18 protein-coding genes are annotated in these 15,688 nt (G+C 68.5%); 15 read left to right on the top strand and 3 right to left on the bottom strand.

What is annotated here, in order from left to right; translation table 11 throughout:
* The first annotated feature begins 1 nt into the window (after position 1).
* Genes ACFCV3_RS20055 through ACFCV3_RS20045 form a run of 3 tightly spaced genes read left to right on the top strand, consistent with a single transcriptional unit; the run spans position 2 to position 2,707 of the window.
* A complete protein-coding gene (locus ACFCV3_RS20055) occupies positions 2–1,006 on the top strand; it encodes an ABC transporter ATP-binding protein (RefSeq protein WP_376031814.1) in 1,005 nt (334 codons plus the stop codon).
* On the top strand, positions 993–1,856 hold the full coding sequence (locus ACFCV3_RS20050) for an ABC transporter permease (RefSeq protein ID WP_376031812.1): 864 nt from the start codon (positions 993–995) through the stop codon (positions 1,854–1,856). Before ACFCV3_RS20055 ends, ACFCV3_RS20050 begins: the two co-directional genes overlap by 14 nt.
* A 14-nt stretch (positions 1,857–1,870) precedes the next feature.
* A complete protein-coding gene (locus ACFCV3_RS20045) occupies positions 1,871–2,707 on the top strand; it encodes a putative RNA methyltransferase (RefSeq protein ID WP_376031810.1) in 837 nt (278 codons plus the stop codon).
* Between the two features lie 42 nt (positions 2,708–2,749).
* Here ACFCV3_RS20045 and ACFCV3_RS20040 read toward each other — a convergent pair whose 3' ends face one another.
* Complete coding sequence (locus tag ACFCV3_RS20040; protein ID WP_376031808.1) at positions 2,750–3,418, bottom strand: FMN-dependent NADH-azoreductase; 669 nt, start codon at positions 3,416–3,418, stop codon at positions 2,750–2,752.
* Between the two features lie 128 nt (positions 3,419–3,546).
* On the opposite strand from ACFCV3_RS20040, the gene ACFCV3_RS20035 reads away from it, so the two are divergent.
* A complete protein-coding gene (locus ACFCV3_RS20035) occupies positions 3,547–4,098 on the top strand; it encodes a MarR family winged helix-turn-helix transcriptional regulator (protein WP_376031806.1) in 552 nt (183 codons plus the stop codon).
* On the opposite strand, the gene ACFCV3_RS20030 is transcribed toward ACFCV3_RS20035, so the two are convergent.
* The gene (locus tag ACFCV3_RS20030) at positions 4,095–4,751 is read right to left on the bottom strand and encodes a response regulator (protein ID WP_376031804.1); all 657 of its coding nucleotides are present in this window, start codon (positions 4,749–4,751) and stop codon (positions 4,095–4,097) included. The two genes, ACFCV3_RS20035 and ACFCV3_RS20030, sit on opposite strands and share 4 nt — an antisense overlap.
* A 5-nt stretch (positions 4,752–4,756) precedes the next feature.
* Entirely contained in the window at positions 4,757–6,016 is a 1,260-nt protein-coding gene (locus ACFCV3_RS20025) for a sensor histidine kinase (RefSeq protein WP_376031802.1), read from the bottom strand.
* A 382-nt stretch (positions 6,017–6,398) separates the two neighbouring features.
* Here ACFCV3_RS20025 and ACFCV3_RS20020 point away from each other — a divergent pair, with 382 nt between their 5' ends.
* Genes ACFCV3_RS20020 through ACFCV3_RS19970 form a run of 11 tightly spaced genes read left to right on the top strand, consistent with a single transcriptional unit; the run spans position 6,399 to position 15,647 of the window.
* Positions 6,399–7,415 carry an ABC transporter substrate-binding protein gene (locus ACFCV3_RS20020; RefSeq protein ID WP_376031800.1) on the top strand — a complete coding sequence of 339 codons (1,017 nt, stop codon included), beginning with the start codon at positions 6,399–6,401 and terminating at the stop codon, positions 7,413–7,415.
* 5 nt (positions 7,416–7,420) lie between these two features.
* The gene (locus ACFCV3_RS20015; protein WP_376031798.1) at positions 7,421–8,224 is read left to right on the top strand and encodes an ABC transporter ATP-binding protein; all 804 of its coding nucleotides are present in this window, start codon (positions 7,421–7,423) and stop codon (positions 8,222–8,224) included.
* Positions 8,221–9,000, top strand: coding sequence for an ABC transporter permease (locus ACFCV3_RS20010; protein WP_376031796.1), 780 nt, complete (start codon positions 8,221–8,223; stop codon positions 8,998–9,000). The genes ACFCV3_RS20015 and ACFCV3_RS20010 overlap by 4 nt, the downstream gene beginning before the upstream one ends.
* Entirely contained in the window at positions 8,997–10,085 is a 1,089-nt protein-coding gene (locus tag ACFCV3_RS20005) for an Ldh family oxidoreductase (RefSeq protein WP_376031795.1), read from the top strand. The genes ACFCV3_RS20010 and ACFCV3_RS20005 overlap by 4 nt, the downstream gene beginning before the upstream one ends.
* Positions 10,085–10,519 (top strand): RidA family protein, encoded by a 435-nt coding sequence (locus tag ACFCV3_RS20000; RefSeq protein ID WP_376031793.1) that lies wholly within the window; start codon positions 10,085–10,087, stop codon positions 10,517–10,519. The genes ACFCV3_RS20005 and ACFCV3_RS20000 overlap by 1 nt, the downstream gene beginning before the upstream one ends.
* 1 nt (position 10,520) lies before the next feature.
* Positions 10,521–11,357 carry a fumarylacetoacetate hydrolase family protein gene (locus tag ACFCV3_RS19995; RefSeq protein ID WP_376031791.1) on the top strand — a complete coding sequence of 279 codons (837 nt, stop codon included), beginning with the start codon at positions 10,521–10,523 and terminating at the stop codon, positions 11,355–11,357.
* Positions 11,354–12,058, top strand: coding sequence for a GntR family transcriptional regulator (locus tag ACFCV3_RS19990; protein ID WP_376031789.1), 705 nt, complete (start codon positions 11,354–11,356; stop codon positions 12,056–12,058). The genes ACFCV3_RS19995 and ACFCV3_RS19990 overlap by 4 nt, the downstream gene beginning before the upstream one ends.
* Positions 12,055–12,774, top strand: a complete 720-nt coding sequence (locus ACFCV3_RS19985; RefSeq protein ID WP_376031787.1) for an SDR family NAD(P)-dependent oxidoreductase — start codon at positions 12,055–12,057, stop codon at positions 12,772–12,774. The genes ACFCV3_RS19990 and ACFCV3_RS19985 overlap by 4 nt, the downstream gene beginning before the upstream one ends.
* Positions 12,771–14,354, top strand: a complete 1,584-nt coding sequence (locus ACFCV3_RS19980; protein WP_376031785.1) for an FAD-dependent monooxygenase — start codon at positions 12,771–12,773, stop codon at positions 14,352–14,354. Before ACFCV3_RS19985 ends, ACFCV3_RS19980 begins: the two co-directional genes overlap by 4 nt.
* On the top strand, positions 14,354–14,746 hold the full coding sequence (locus ACFCV3_RS19975; protein ID WP_376031783.1) for a cupin domain-containing protein: 393 nt from the start codon (positions 14,354–14,356) through the stop codon (positions 14,744–14,746). The genes ACFCV3_RS19980 and ACFCV3_RS19975 overlap by 1 nt, the downstream gene beginning before the upstream one ends.
* Entirely contained in the window at positions 14,736–15,647 is a 912-nt protein-coding gene (locus ACFCV3_RS19970; protein ID WP_376031781.1) for an amidohydrolase family protein, read from the top strand. The genes ACFCV3_RS19975 and ACFCV3_RS19970 overlap by 11 nt, the downstream gene beginning before the upstream one ends.
* Positions 15,648–15,688 lie beyond the last annotated feature (41 nt).

Raw genomic sequence — 15,688 nt, 5'->3', positions numbered from 1 at the left:
CGTGACAGAGACACAGGAGCTGTCCGACGGGGCTTCCCCGTCGGACCTCAAACCCCCACCTGCCACTCCGACCGGCGGCTCGCCACTCGTCACGCGAGGGCTGACCAAACGGTTTCGGGGTGGGCAGGTGGCGGTGGACTCGGTGGACCTCGAGGTCCCGGCGGGGAGCGTCTTCGGCTTCCTCGGGCCGAACGGTTCCGGCAAGACCACCACGATCCGGATGGTGCTGGGCCTGATCGCACCGACCTCGGGCGAGGTCGAGCTGCTCGGGCAGCCGATGCCGAAGGCGCAGCTGCGGGTGTTGCCGCGGGTCGGCGCGCTGGTGGAGGGCCCGGCGTTCTATCCGTTCTGGAGCGGCCAGGCGAACCTGCTCCGCTTCGACGCCGCCGACCGTACGGCGGACCCGCGCACCCGCAAGGTCCGGGCGGGTGAGGCGCTTGAACGGGTCGGCCTCTCGAACGCGGCCGGCAAGAAGGTCCGGGCGTACTCACTCGGGATGAAGCAGCGGCTGGCGATCGCGGTCGCGCTGATGCAGCGCCGGGAGCTGCTCGTGCTCGACGAGCCGACCAACGGCCTCGACCCGCAGGGCACCCGTGAGGTGCGCAACCTGATCCGCGAGCTGGCGAACGACGGCACCACGATCTTCACCTCGACCCACCTGCTGGCAGAGGTCGAGCAGGTCTGCACACATGCCGCGGTGATGAGTCGCGGTCGCTTGATCCGCCAGTCCAGCATGGCTGAGCTGCGTTCCGAGCTGCGCCCGCGGCTGGTCGTCCGGACACCGGATATCACCAAGGCCGCCGAGACCCTGAAGAGTCTCGGGGTGACCGACCTGCGGACCGCCGAAGAGACCGTCGAAGGTGACGCGGGGGAGTTGCCGATCGACAAGTTCGCCGCGGGACTGGTCGCCGCGGATGTCCGCATCCACGGTTTCGGCCTGGAGCGTCCCAGCCTCGAAGACGCCTTCGTCGCGCTCACCGGGGAGGGTTTCGATGTCGCCGAGTAGCGCAGTTGCAGACATCCCAGCCGTCGCAAGGCCCAGCGCAGGCCGGCACACACTGGCGTTGTTCAAGTCCGAGCTGCAGCTTGTCTTCGGCCGTGCCCGCACCTGGGTGCTGCTGGCCGTGCTCGCCGCGGTCCCGGTGATGATCGGGGTCGCGATCAAGCTCTCCGGGACCGAAGGCGGCGCCGAGGGATTCCTCGGCCAGGTCGCGGGGAACGGGTTGTTCCTGATCGTGGCCAGCCTCGGGCTCTCGCTGCCGTTCTTCCTGCCGACCGCGGTGACCGTGATCTCGGGGGAGTCGCTGGCCGGTGAATCCAGCCTCGGCACCCTGCGGAACCTGCTCACCGCACCGGCCGGGCGGTCCCGGTTGCTGGCCGCGAAGATGGTCGCGCTGGCGATCTTCTGCCTGGCCGCGACGTTCACGATCTGGGTCGCCGGGCTGATCGTCGGCTTCGTGCTCTTCCCGGTCGGCGATGTGCTGCTGCTGTCCGGTTCGACCATCTCGCTGGGTGAGGGGCTGCTCCGGGCGCTGGCGATCGCGGTGGTGATCGCGCTCTCGCTGATGGGCCTGGCCGGGATCGGGCTGTTCGTGTCGTCGCTGACCTCGACCCCGCTGGCCGCGATGGCGGCCACCTTCGGCACGTTCATCGTGCTCGGCATCCTGTCGGCGATCCCGCAGATCGACGTGATCCATCCGTGGCTGCTGATGTACGGCTGGACGTCGTTCGCCGACCTGCTCCGCGACCCGCCGTACTGGGATGCGATCGTCCGCAACCTGCTCCTGCAGGCCGGTTACCTGGCCGTCTTCTACTGCGCGGCGTGGGCCCGGATCACCAGTCGCGACATCGTCTGACCGACAATGGGCGGGTGGATCCCGACCTGGTCGCCGTACTGCGTTGTCCGGTCTGTGCCGATGCGCTGGCACTGACCGGCCGGACGGCGCGGTGTGCGCAGGGGCATGCGTACGACCTGGCCAAGCAGGGATACCTGAATCTGTTGCCCTCGGCATCGAATGGGATCGAGGGCGACTCGGCCGGGATGGTCGGCGCCCGGACGGTGTTCCTGGGTGGTGGTCACTACGCCCCGATCCGGGACGCGCTGATCCTGCGTGCGGCCGAATACCTGCAGCCGGACAGCGACGAGCTGGTCGTCGAGGTCGGTGCCGGGACGGGCTACTACCTGTCCGGCGTCACCGGCAGATCGCGACCGGGGCTCGCTCTGGACGTTTCCCGGTACGCCGCTCGCCGGGCCGCCAAGGTGGATCCGCGGATCGGCTCGGTGGTGTGTGATGCCTGGCGCGAACTGCCCGTGGTGGACGGTGCGGCCAAGGTGCTGCTGAATGTGTTCGCCCCGCGGAACGCGACCGAGATGGCTCGGATCCTGCGACCGGACGGCGTGCTGCTGGTAGTGACTCCGAATCCGGAGCACCTGGAGGAGCTGATCGGCGTACTGGGGATGGTGTCGGTCGACGAGGACAAGGAGCGGCGCCTGCAGGACGCCCTCGGTGGGACCTTCGTCGAGACCGGCCGCGAGGTGATCGCGGAGCCGATGCGGCTGGATCGAGTCGCGGTGGAGCAGTTGGTGCTGATGACGCCGAGCGCGCGGCACATCCCGCCGCACGAGCTCTCGGACAAGATCGCAGTCCTCCCCGAGCCGGCCATCGTCACCCTCTCGGTCACCCTGACCACCTGGCAACTGCACTGACCCGACGCCGGCTAGCACGGCATCGCGTCAGAGTGCTGGCGGTCAGGCGGCCTTGGCGACCAGTTCCTTCGCGACCACGACGCCGTGCTCCTCGGCCTTGGCGTGCGCCTCGGACTCCGACTCCTTGGACAGGTCGATCAGCTCCTCCATGCCCGGGGTGACCGGCGCGAGGGTGAGCTCGGCCGCGGCGATCCGGATCTTCAGCCCGAAGACGTCACCGACGATGCGCTCCAGGTACGCCGTGGCGTGGTCCCAGCCGTGCTTCGGCGTACCGGGCTGGTAGCCGCCGCCGCGGGCGAGGGTGAGGATGGCAGGGCGGCCCTCGATCGGGTTCGGGCCGCGCAGGAACGCGGGATCCAGGAGGAGCAGGTCGATCCAGGTCTTCACGTGCTGAGAGATCCCGTAGTTGTAGAGCGGGACCGCGAGCAGCAGCGCATCGGCGTTCTTCAGCTCGGCGGTCACCTCGTCGGCCAGGTCGCGGGCCTCGGTGAGCAGGTCCTGCTCGGCGTCGGTGGCCGGCTCCTCGCCGAGCTGGGCCTTGGCCAGCGCGGGCCAGGCCGTGGCCGGTAGCGGGTTGCGGCCGAGGTCCCGGCGGACGACGACGCCGTCCGGGTGCTCGGCCCGCCAGGCCGCCTCGGCGCTGTCGGCGAGCGCCCGGCTGACCGATCCGTTCAGGCGCACGCTGGCGTCGACGCGTAGCAAGGTCGTCATAGTCGTTTCTCTCCCTGGAGGCTTGGTGAGGCTCAGCTCATTCGAGCTGCTACGAAGATAATCTGTAGAACAGAACATATTCAAGTCAGATCATATTCCGGGTGGCGTAGACCACGTAGACTGGGCCCGTGACCAGTACTTCGGCGGATGTGGAGGCCACCACGGCCCGTGGTGTCTCGCCGCGCGCGGCCAGTGGCGCGCCCGTGGAGACCGACCTCGGCTGGGCCTTGGGTGTCGTCTTCCGCCGGTACGCGAAGGCCTCCGGGGCGGCGCTCGACGACGTACCGGGTGGGCCACGCGGGTATCAGGTGCTGGCCACGGTGAACTCCGACGGCCCGAAGCGGCAGCTCGACCTGGCCGCCCAGCTCGGCGTCGACCGGACCGTGATGACGTATCTGCTCGACGACCTGGAGAAGGCCGGCCTGGTGCAGCGTCAGCCGGACCCAGCCGACCGTCGGGCCCGCCTGATCGTGCCGACCCAGCAGGGTTCGGAGACGCTCTGCGACCTCGAGCGGCGGCTGACGGCCACCGAGGACGAGGTGCTCGGCAGTCTGGACGACGACGAGCGGCGGAGCTTCCGCCGGCTGCTGCAGCGGGTCGCGCTGAAGGCGGATGCGATCGATCCGCTGCACAACGCCTGTTTGCTGGCCGACGAGAACGTCGACCCGGCAACCACCTAGTGCAGGGGCACGAAGCCTGACTCGTAGGCCTTGATGACGGCCTGCGTGCGGTCGCGGGCGTTGAGCTTGGCCAGCACGTTCGCGACGTGGGTCTTGACCGTCTGCAGCCCGAGGATCAACTCGGCCGCGATCTCCGCGTTCGACAGCCCGCGAGCCATCAGCCGGAGGACCTCTTGTTCGCGGTCGGTCAGCTGGTACTGGTCGAGCCCGGTCGGTCGCTGAGCCTGTGACCCGACGTGGGCCAGCGCTAGCGCCCGGATCGCTTCCGGGAACAGCAGCGACTCGCTGCTCGCGACCGTGCGGATCGCCGCGATGATGTCGTCCGGCGGGGTCCGCTTCAGAAGGAATCCGGAGGCGCCGGCGCGAAGCGCGTCGTACACATAGTCGTCGTTCTCGAAGGTGGTCACCACCAGTACGCGCGGTGCCGGGTCGAGGCTGTCGAGCAGCAACCGGGTCGCCTGGATGCCGTCGACCGCGGGCATCCGGACGTCCATCAGGACGACGTCGGGGTTGGTCCGGCGGACGACCGGCAGCACCTCGGCACCGTCGCCGGCCTCGCCGACGACACTCAGGTCCGGCTCGGCGTTGATGATCGCGCGCAGCCCGCTGCGGATCAGCGGCTCGTCGTCGACCACGACCACGGACAGCGTCATGCCTGTCATCCCTTCGTTGTCACGGCGACCGGCAGCGACACGGTCAGCCGCCAGTCCTCGTCGTCCCGGCCGGCCGCGACTGCGCCCCGCAGTACGGCGACTCTTTCACGGATGCCGTCCAGTCCCCGCCCGCCACCGGAGTTGGCGGAATCTCCGCTGACCGGGTTGGTCACAGTCAGCCGCAGCCCGGCGGCGTCGAGCCGGATCTCCATGGCCACGGTCAACTGATCGTCCGGGTGGCCGGCATGCCGGATCGCGTTGGTGAGGCCCTCCTGGAGGATCCGGTAGGCCTCTCGCGACACCGCGGAGGGCAGCCGGTCGAGTGCGCCGATGCGCTCGATCGTGACGGTGATTCCACCGGCTCGCGTGGCCTCCACCAACCGGTCGAGGTCGTCAAGGGTCGCCTGCGGTGCGGTCGCGGAACCTGGTCGCCGGTCGTCGCGCAACAGCCCGAGCACGTGGTCGAGATCGGCCAGCGCCGACCGGGCCGAGGTCTCGATGGCGCCCAGGGCGGTCTCGGCGAACTCCGGATCACTGGCCAGCACCCGGCGGGCTGCGGCTGCCTGGATGGTCACCAGGCTGAGTGCGTGGCCGACACTGTCGTGCAGTTCGCGGGCCAGACGGTTGCGCTCGGCAAGTGTCGCCGTACGGCGCTCGAGGAGTTCGATGCGCTCGGCCGCTGTCGGACCGAGGATGCGTGGTGCGAGGTGGGCGAGTAGCGCGCCGACGGCCGACGAGATCAAGAACAGCGCGGCCAGTGCGACCAGCACCGCGAGCGGCATCCACAGATCGGTCCAGCTGCCGGTGACGTCGTACGAGATGCCGGGCGTGAGGTCGCGCGAACCGGTCGCGCGGAACGGTGCCGCGAGCAACACCGGCCCGGCCCCGAAGACCGCGGTACTGAGGATGCCGACGAGACCGCCTGCGACCAGATGCAGAGTCAGCCAGGCGGCAGTCCGGCGGCGCTGGGCCCAGGTCTTGGCCGGGCCGAGGGGGCGCTCGTCGAACTTCACGCCGAGCAGCGAGGAGACCGCGATGCCCTCCACCTCGCGCACCGCGGGCAGGAAACCGATCGCGAGCGGCGGTGCGACGCCGAGCAGCACCAGGATCACGGCACTCGCGGGACCCGGCAGCCGCAGCTCATGCGTGAGCGCGCCGACCGCACTGCCGACCAGGAGAACGGCCAGGACCAGTGCGGCGCCGATCAGGAGATAGATCCAGCGCAGGTACGTCGACGCCCGGCCGAGGGACCTGAGTGCGTTCACCACGCCTCCATCGTGTCAAACCCCGGTCGTCCCGACCTCCCTCGCCGGAGTGAACGGCGGTCAAGAGCTGAAGGGAGTGCTCGGAATCACAAGAGGTTGAGGGTTTACGCAAATTTGATGCCGAAGTCCCCGATCGGCACTCCGGGGGCGTCGCGATCTGCTGTCCGGGCGGGTACGGTCTGTGGTCGGGGCGGGTGGCAGGGCCGGGAAGGGCCAGGTCAAGGGGAACGGCTCCAGGACAGGTGGCACGCGGGAACTGCGGGAAGCTCAGCGATTTCACCGGCCGGGACCGGCAGGTAAAGTCGCGGTGAAGTCCCCTGGAGCCGATTGACCACCTTTCCATATTTGATGTTTGATCAAATATCGGATGAGAGAGGTCGATATGAGGTTGAGGCGTTCCGTCGTCGCGCTGACGGCGGTCCTGGGGCTCGCCCTGGTCAGCGCGTGCAACAGCGGGGACGACAAGGGCAGCGACAGCGGCTTGCAGAAGGTCAGCTACCTGACCTCGTTCGGCCAGTTCGGCCGCGAAGCCTATGCGTACGTCGCCCTGGAGAAGGGCTACTTCAAGGACGCCGGTTTCGACGTCAAGATCAGCCCCGGCTCCGGCACCGTCGACGTGATGAAGCAGGTCGCCGGTGGCCAGGCCGACTACGGCATCGGTGACTTCACCGCGATCGCGATCACCTTGGGTAAGCAGAAGCTGCCGGTGACCACGGTCGGGATGATCCACCAGACGTCGATGGCCGGGATCGTGACGCTCGAGGGCAAGGGCATCAAGGAGCCGAAGGACCTGGAGGGGAAGGCCATCGGCGATCAGCCGGGGTCGACCAACCAGGTGATGTTCCCGGTCTGGGCCAAGGCGGTCGGGATCGACGACAAGAGGGTCAACTTCATCCCGTCCCCGCCGCCGGCGCTGCCGACACTGCTCTCGACCGGCAAGGTCGACGCCATCGGTCAGTTCATGGTGGGCAAGCCGCTGGTCGAGAAGGCCGACAAGGAGGGCCGCAAGGCGGTCATGCTGCCGTTCGGCAAGGCGCTGCCGCAGCTCTACGGGAACGCGATCCTGACCCGGTCCGACCTGGCCAAGGACAACCCGGACCAGGTCAAGAAGTTCACCGCCGCGCTGCTCAAGGGCCTCGACGACACGATGAAGGACCCGGCCGCGGCGGCGGAGATCCTGAAGAAGCATGTGCCGACGACCGATGTCGGGGTGGCCACTCAGGAGCTCGAGCTGATGAAGCCGTACACGCTGCCGGTCAACAGCGCCGACCCGCTCGGCGCGGTCGACACCGCGCGGGTGCAGAAGGTCCTCGACACCCTCGTCGATGCCAACCAGCTCACCAAGGGTGGGCTCGCGCCGGGCGACCTGGTCACAGTCGACCTGGCACCCAAGGGCTAGGCCGCATGATCCGGCTGGACGGTGTGGGTCAGGTCTTCGACGGACGCGAGGGCTCGATCACGGCCCTCGAGAAGATCGACCTGCACGTCCGCGCCGGTGAGTTCGTCACGCTGATCGGCCGGTCCGGGTGTGGCAAGTCCACCCTGCTCCGGCTGATCGCGGGACTGCTGTCGCCGACCTCAGGAACGGTCAAGGTCGCGGGCGAGCCCGTGACCGGGCCGCGGCCGGACGTCTCGTTCATGTTCCAGCGGCCGGCTCTGCTGGCCTGGCGGTCGGTGCTGTCCAACGTGTTGCTGCCGGTGGAACTGGACCGGACGATCCGGGACCGGACGGCGTACAAGAAGCGGGCGCAGGAGCTGCTCGAGCTGGTCGGGCTGGAAGGTTTCGAACGGCGGTTGCCGCACGAGCTGTCCGGTGGCATGCAGCAGCGGGTGTCGCTGTGCCGGTCGCTGATCCGCGACCCGAAGGTGATGCTGATGGACGAGCCGTTCTCCGCGCTCGACGCGCTCACCCGGACCGAGCTGTCCGAGGAACTGCAGCGGATCAAGATGGAGCTGTCCACCACGATCGTGTTCGTCACGCACTCGATCGACGAAGCCGTCGTACTGGCCGACCGGGCCGTTGTCCTCTCTCCCCGGCCGGGCCGCCTGCGCGACGTCGTCGAGATCGACATCCCGCGGCCGCGCAGCCTCGGGCAGAACAGCCATCTGGCCGATGTCGCCCGGATCAGCGCCCGGCTGCACGCGCTGCTTTCGGACAAGACGCCGCCGGTCGCCGAGCGGCTGGTCGACGAGGTGTGGCCGCGATGACGAAGCGCTCCTGGTGGACCGAGTCCCGGGCCGCCGCCATCGGGTTGCCGATCGTCGGCCTGATCGCGGTGATCGCCCTGTGGTGGCTGGCCACGATCGTCTTCGCGGTGCCGGAGTTCCTGGTGCCCAGCCCTGGCGACGTACTGGTCAGGTTCAGCCAGGACCCGGTGATGCTGCTGCAGAACGCCGGGGTCTCGTTGCTGGAGACGATCCAGGGATTCCTGCTCTCGATCGTGGTCGGGGTCCCGATCGCGTTGCTGATCGTCCGGTCGGCGATTCTCGAGCGGCTGGTCTATCCGCTGCTGCTGATGGTGAACGCGATCCCGAAGGTCGCGATCGCGCCGCTGCTGGTGGTGTGGATGGGCTTCGGCCAGGGACCGAAGGTCCTGATGGTGCTGCTGATGTGTTTCTTCCCGATCGTCATCTCGACCGCGCAGGGGATGAAGTCGACCCCGGTCGAGCTGGTCGAGCTGCTCCGGTCGCTGAACGCGAGCCGGACCCAGGAGTTCTTCAAGCTCCGGCTATGGCACGCGATGCCGCAGATCTTCACCGGGCTCAAGGTCGCGATCTCGCTGGCCGTGATCGGTTCGGTGATCGGTGAGTTCGTCGGCGCCACCCAGGGCCTGGGTTATCTGATCCAGCAGTCCGGTGCGAGTGCCGATACCGCGCTGGCCTTCGCCGCGATCACGCTGCTCAGCATCATGAGCATCATCTTGTTCTACGGGCTGGTCCTGCTGGAGCATCTGCTGCTGCCGTGGGCGCAGGAGAAGCGGTGACAACTCAGGCTTCTGACGCGGACCGCCGCGTCCTGGTCCGGCCGGCCTGGCTGGAGGCGACCGTGTCGGCCGTCTTCAGCGCGGTCGGCTTCGAGCCGGGCGACGCCGTGTCGATCGCGGTCGCACTCGTCGAGGCGGACCTGCGCGGGGTGAGTTCGCACGGCATCATGCTCGTCCCGATGTACGTCGATCGCCTGAACGCCGGTGGGGTGACCAGGGAGCGCGAGCTGGACATCGTGTCCGACGCCGGTGCCGCGCTGGTCGCGGATGCCCGCGGCGGGATGGGCCAGCTGTCCAGCCCGCAGGCGATGGGGCAGGCGATCGAGCGTGCCGGGCGGTACGGCATCGGCCTGGTGTCGGTCCGCAACGCGCACCACTTCGGCGCGGCCAGTCGCTGGGCCATGCAGGCCGCACAGGCCGGCTGTCTCGGGATCGCGATGTCGAACACGACGCCGTTGATGCCCGCACCGGGCGGTGCCGAGCGGCTGGTCGGCAACAATCCGCTGGCGATCGCCGTACCGACCGCGTCCGGTGCGGAGATCGTGCTCGACATGGCACTGTCGGCCGTTGCCCTGGGCAAGATCCGCCTGGCGGCCTCGGCCGGTCAGCCGATCCCGGACACCTGGGCCACCGACCCGTCCGGGATCCCGACCACGGATCCGGAGGAGGCCGTGCTCGGCATGCTGCTGCCGGCCGCCGGGCACAAGGGGTTCGGGCTGGCGCTGATGATCGACGTACTGACCGGGGTGCTCAGTGGTGGTGGCTGGGGCGACCAGGTGCGCCCGCTGTACCGCGAGCCGGACCGGCCGAACGACTGTGCCCACCTGTTCCTGGCGATCGATCCGGAGCTGCTCGGTGGTGCCGACAGCTTCCGCCACCGCGCGTCCGGACTGGCTGCTCGGGTCCGCGGCAGCGCGACCGCGCCGGGGGTGGACCGGCTGTACCTGCCGGGTGAGATCGAGGCGGAACGCGCGGCTCACCAACGGCGTCACGGCGTACTGATCGAGAGGTCGGGACTGGACGGGCTACTGGCGGCCGCTCGCGCGGTCGGCGCCGTCATCCCGGCTGGAGGAGTGCTGAACTGATGGCGAAGACCCAAGTCACGACGAGCGAACTGCACAGCCCGAACGGCGTGTTCTCGCAGGCGACCACGGTCGCGGCGACCGGGCGGTTCGTGTTCGTCTCCGGGATGACCGCGCGCCGTCCGGACGGCAGCATCGCCGGCGTCGGTGACATCCAGGAGCAGACCCGGCAGGTGTGCGAGAACATCTCCGCCGCGGTCCGGGCCGCCGGTGGCACCTTGGCGGACGTCTGCCGGGTGGATGTGTACGTGCGCAACATGGAGGACTTCGCGAAGATCCACGAGATCCGCGCGCAGTACTTCGTCGAACCGCTGCCCGCCTCGACCATGGTCGAGGTCAGCAAACTTGCGCATCCGGACTATCTGATCGAGATCAATGCGATCGCGGTGGTCGCACCGACCGGGGGTGATTCCATGCGTGGCGTCGAGTGGACCTGAGATGAAGTACGTGATGGTCTCGGACGCCGGGGTGGAGAAGCCCGGCGTCCTCGAGGGGGACTCGGTTCTGTTGCTGACGGCAACGGATCTGACGTCCGTGATCGCTGAGGGTGCCGAGTTGTCGGGGGAGAAGATCTCTTATGTGCAAGGGGATCTGCGGCCTCCGCTGCGGAGGTTCCGGCGGGACATCCTGTGTACCGGGTGGAACTACTGGGACCACTTCGAGGAGAGCAAGGGTAAGCGCGAGGGGCAGGACGTCGACCGGCCGCTGCACCCGACCTTCTTCACCAAGGGGCCCGATGTGGTGATCGGCCCGTACGACGACATCGCGTGGGACCCTTCGATCTCGTCGAAATGGGATTACGAGGCCGAGGTGGCGCTGGTGATCGGCAAGACCGGCCGCAACATCCCGGTGGCCGACGCGCTGTCCTACGTCTGGGGTTACACGCTGGCCAACGACGTGTCGCAACGGGACCTGCAGCGTGCCCACGGTGGTCAGTGGCTGAAGGGAAAGAGCATCGACAACACCATGCCGCTCGGGCCGTGGATCGTGACAGCTGACGAGTTGGGCGACCCGCAGGACGTGCAACTGCAGTGCCTGGTGAACGGTGAGGTGCGGCAGGACGCGTCGACGCGGCAGATGGCCTTCGACGTGGCCACGCTGATCAGTGAGCTGTCGTTCGGGATGACACTGCGGCCGGGCGACCTGCTGCTGACCGGGACCCCGGCGGGAATCGGAAACGCTCGTGAGCCGCAGGTGTTCCTGCAGGACGGCGATGTGGTGGTCACACGCTCGGACAAGCTCGGGGAGCTGCGGAATCGGATGGTGCGGGTATGAGCGGCCCATTGGAGTTGATGACCGGTGGCGGTCGTGGTGGGCGCCGGACGCTGGCTGAGCATGCGGCCGCGGAGCTGCACCAGCTGATCCTGTCCGGCGAGCTGCCCAGCGGTACGCCGCTGCGGCTCGTGGAGCTGGCGAACCGGCTCGAGATGAGCCAGATGCCGGTGCGGGAAGGACTGCGGCGGCTGGAGGCGCTCGGACTGGTCGAGATCATCCCGCACCGCGGTGCCTGGGTGCGTGACCTGTCGCTGGAGGACCTGCGGGACACCCACGAGACCCGGCTGGCGCTGGAGTCGCTCGCAGTGCGGGCTGCCGCCGAGCGGTTCACCGCAGCGGACGCCGAGAAGGCTGCGGCCGCACTGGCCGATCACCTGCGGCTGTCACAGGCACAGGATCTGGCTGGTGCTCGGGATGCGCATGCGGATTTCCACTTCGCTCTGTACCGGGCCAGCGGGTCGCAGTGGTTGCCACGGGCCATCGAGCCGGTGTGGCAGAACAGTGAGCGCTACCGGTTCGGCAGCCGGCTCACCGCGGCGATGATCGAGCAGAACCGGTCTGAGCATCAGGCGATCCTCGACGCCTGTGCGGCGCGGGACGTTGACGGTGCTGAGACGGCATTGCGCAACCATCTGGCTGGCGCGTTCCAGCGGATCACGGACACGATGACGTCTAAGCAGCAGAAGGAGACGTCGTCGTGAAGGTGAGCTTTGACGCGACCGGAGTGGTCGTCGTGATCACCGGTGGCGCTCAGGGCATCGGTGCGGCGCTGGCGACCGCGATCACGTCGTGCGGCGGGACTGCGGTCGTGTTCGACGTGGTGAAGCCATCTGACCCCGCTGTCTCGTTCGTCGAGGTAGATGTGGCGGACCGGGCGGCTGTGGACCGTGCGGTCGCTGGAGTGGTCTCGCAGTACGGGCGGATCGACGGACTGGTCGCCGGTGCGGCGGTGCAGCCGCGATCCGCCGTACTGGAGCTGGATCCGGCCGAGTGGACCCACACACTCCAGGTGAACCTGGACGGCGTGGTGTGGGTGTGTCAGGCCGTCGTACCGCACATGGTCGCGCAGCGGTCCGGTTCGGTCGTCGTGTTCACGTCCGGGATGGCGTCGACGGGCTACCCGGGCGCAGCGGCGTACGCGACGAGCAAGGCCGGGGTGGTCGCGTTCGCGAAGTCGCTTGCGGCGGAGGTGGCCGCGGACCGGGTGCGGGTGAACGTGGTGGCGCCTGGGGTGATCGACACCGAGCAGTTCCGCGGTGCGAACCAGGAGGCGGACCGGGAGCACTGGCGGGAGACGATAGGGATCGGCGACCCCGAGGACGTGGTCGGCCCGTTGCTGTTCCTGCTGTCCGATGCGGCCACGATGACCGGGTCCACGCTGACCCGGGAGCGTGCCTTTTCGAGAGGTGACTCTTGACTGCTGACCAGCTCCCCGTCGTCGTCGTGGGTGCCGGACCGATCGGTCTGACCACGGCACTCGGTCTCGCGCACTACGGCGTACCGTTCGTGCTCCTCGAGGAGGACGCCACCCTGTCGTCGGACACCAAGGCCGGTACGACGCTCAGCCGGACCCTGGAGATCTGGAACCGGTACGGCGCGGTCGAGGAGATCCTGAACGCCGCTGTCCGGATCGACGAGATCGGTGACATCGACCGGGCCACCAACACGCCGCGGGCGTCGGTGCGCCTGGCCGAGCTGGTGAACGACACCCAGTTCCCGTTCGTGATCAACCTGCCGCAGCAGCGGATGGAGCCGATCCTGGCGGCCGCCCTGGAGCGCGCTGGGCACACGGTCCGGTTGCAGCACCGGGTGACGTCGTTCGAGGTGCTGGACGACCGGGTGGTGCTGCAGGTGGACACGCCGGACGGCCCGCAGACGCTGGAGGCTGCGCAGCTGCTCGCGTGTGACGGCGGCCGGAGCAAGGTGCGGGACGCACTCGGTGTGCCGGTGGTGGGTGAGACGCTGCCCGAGCGGTACATGCTGATCGACGTGGCCGTCGACCTGGACGTCGACAACGCCCGCGACTACCCGTACCTCGCATACTTCGCGGACAAGACCGAGTGGATGGTGCTGATCCGGCAGCCGGACAACTGGCGGTTCCTGTTCCCGCTGGCGCCGGGTGCGGAGACGCCGGGTGATGTGGACCTGCTGGTGAAGGTGAAGCAGTTCATCGGTGAGGTGGATCGGATCGAGCTGCTCGGCACCGTCATCTACAACGTGCACCACCGGGTCGCGGACAAGTGGACCGTCGACCGCAAGGTGTTCCTGATGGGTGACGCCGCGCATCTGATCACGCCGATGTGGGCGCTCGGTCTGAACACGGGTGCGCTCGACGCCTCCAACCTGCCGTGGCGGTTGGCCTGGGTACTGCGGGGCTGGGCCGACCCGGCCTTGCTGGACGGGTACGAGCAGGAGCAGCGGCCGGTGGCGGTCAACGGGTCCGGCGAGATGGCCGAGGCGGCCCGGAAGTACATGTCCCACCAGCGTGGTGCCGTGACTGCCGACACGAGCGACTGGGCGACGGCGTACACGAGGACTTTGCTCGGGGTGCGGTTGGACGTGGACGGGGTGGGGGACTGGTCCATGGTGGCCACGACCGCCGAACCGCCCGCCGTACGGGCTGGGGACCGGGCGCCTGACCTGGCCCTGCAGGGGCCGGCCGGACGGGTGACGATTCACGAGCTGGTGCGGGAGTCGTTCGTCGCGCTGTACTTCACCGATGTGCGGCGGCGGCCGGAGATCCCGCTCAACGACTCACCTGCGCTTCGCCACTACGCGGTGTCCCGCTGGGACGCGCCGCACGACTCAGGGCTGCGGGACAGGTCGCTGTTCGATCCGGGCAGCGTCGTCACGAACAGGTACGGCGTACCGGCGGAGAGCGTCGTACTGCTGCGGCCGGACGGACATGTCGCCGCAGTCGCGCCGCTGTCTGCCGGGGTGGCCTTTGAGTTGTACACACGCGTTACTGGCCGGCCTGTGCCGCGGGAGGAGGCCTGATGACTTCGTTTGATGAGCCGCTGCGTGAGTTGTTGCTGCAGACGGATGATCTGGAGTGGGTCGAGAAGTCCTTGGACGGGTTGTCGCACAAGATGTTGTGGCGGGATCCGGAGACCGAGGCGTCGATCGCGCTGGTGCGTTTCGAGAAGGGGAGCGGGATCCCGTCGCCGCACCGGCATGCGTCGAACCAGTTCATGTTCTGTCTGAGCGGGCGGTACGTGTACGTGCCGACCGGGGTCACGCTCGTCAAGGGCAGCTTCTACTGGAACCCCAAGGGCGCCGTGCACGGGCCGACGCTGGCCGAGGAGACCTCGGTGCTGCTGGAGGTGTACGACGGTCCGCACTACCCGGAGCGGCCGTCGTTCTACGACAACGACGAGGATGCGCGCTGACATGCCGGGCTGGGACGTCCATACACACCTGATTCCGCCGACCGTACTCACGGCGGCGTACCGGGGTGAGTACGGGCTGTCCGTCGACAGTGGCGCGTTGGTGATCGACGGGCACCGGCTGCCGCTCAAGCGGCTGGCCGACCCGGCCGCACTGCTGCAGTGGATCGCTGACCAGGATCTGGACGGCGCTGTGGTCTCGGTGCCGCCGGCTCTGTTCAGGTACGGCGCGGGTGTCGAGTGGGCCGAGCTGGTGAACCAGGGGCTCCGTGAGCTCGCCACACCGCAGTTGCGGGTGCTCGCTCAGCTGCCGCTACTGGATCCGGCCGCCCCGGCGGTGGCTGCGGCACTGGCGCGCGAGGGCGTGTTCAGCGGCTTCGCGCTCGGTACGCCGGACTATGCCGGGCTGGATCCGGTGTGGCAGGTGCTGCACGAACTGGAGGCTTTCACCCTCATTCATCCAGGACACAGTGACGACAAGCGGCTCCAATCGTTCTACTTGTCGAACCTGTTGGGGAATCCGTACGAGACCGGGCTGGCCGCGGCGTCACTCGTCTTCGCGGATGTGCCGGGCCGGTTCCCTGGGATTCGGTTCTGTTTGTGTCATGGGGGAGGGGTGACCGCGGCGGTGGCTGGACGATGGCAGCGCGGGGTGCAGACGGCCCGGCCGGGGATCGAGGAGCTCTCGATGCCGGTGATCGAGGCGGTCCGAAGTTTCTACGTCGACGACCTCGTGCACGACGAGGCGATGCTGCAACTGCTCACCAGGACCTTCGGTGCCGCCCACGTGCTGGCCGGTAGCGACTGGCCGTTCCCGATGGGCAGTGATGCGGTGGTGAGCGAGCGTGCGGTGACTGCTGGGGAGCTGACCGTGCCGTTGGCCAAGGAGGTCTCCGACCGGTGAGGTGGCGGTTTCCGTCGAATTGTGTCGTGATCACATATCAA

The sequence above is a fragment of the Kribbella sp. NPDC056345 genome, from assembly GCF_042262745.1.
Lineage (GTDB): Bacteria > Actinomycetota > Actinomycetes > Propionibacteriales > Kribbellaceae > Kribbella.
This window is presented reverse-complemented; position numbering and strand designations above follow the sequence as displayed.

Coding starts and splice junctions, on each gene's coding strand:
- ACFCV3_RS19995 (WP_376031791.1), top strand. CDS start 10,521: ATGAAGTACGTGATGGTCTCGGACGCCGGGGTGGAGAAGCCCGGCGTC.
- ACFCV3_RS20020 (WP_376031800.1), top strand. CDS start 6,399: ATGAGGTTGAGGCGTTCCGTCGTCGCGCTGACGGCGGTCCTGGGGCTC.
- ACFCV3_RS20050 (WP_376031812.1), top strand. CDS start 993: ATGTCGCCGAGTAGCGCAGTTGCAGACATCCCAGCCGTCGCAAGGCCC.
- ACFCV3_RS20015 (WP_376031798.1), top strand. CDS start 7,421: ATGATCCGGCTGGACGGTGTGGGTCAGGTCTTCGACGGACGCGAGGGC.
- ACFCV3_RS20010 (WP_376031796.1), top strand. CDS start 8,221: ATGACGAAGCGCTCCTGGTGGACCGAGTCCCGGGCCGCCGCCATCGGG.
- ACFCV3_RS20040 (WP_376031808.1), bottom strand. CDS start 3,418: ATGACGACCTTGCTACGCGTCGACGCCAGCGTGCGCCTGAACGGATCG.
- ACFCV3_RS20000 (WP_376031793.1), top strand. CDS start 10,085: ATGGCGAAGACCCAAGTCACGACGAGCGAACTGCACAGCCCGAACGGC.
- ACFCV3_RS19970 (WP_376031781.1), top strand. CDS start 14,736: ATGCGCGCTGACATGCCGGGCTGGGACGTCCATACACACCTGATTCCG.
- ACFCV3_RS20030 (WP_376031804.1), bottom strand. CDS start 4,751: ATGACGCTGTCCGTGGTCGTGGTCGACGACGAGCCGCTGATCCGCAGC.
- ACFCV3_RS19975 (WP_376031783.1), top strand. CDS start 14,354: ATGACTTCGTTTGATGAGCCGCTGCGTGAGTTGTTGCTGCAGACGGAT.
- ACFCV3_RS19990 (WP_376031789.1), top strand. CDS start 11,354: ATGAGCGGCCCATTGGAGTTGATGACCGGTGGCGGTCGTGGTGGGCGC.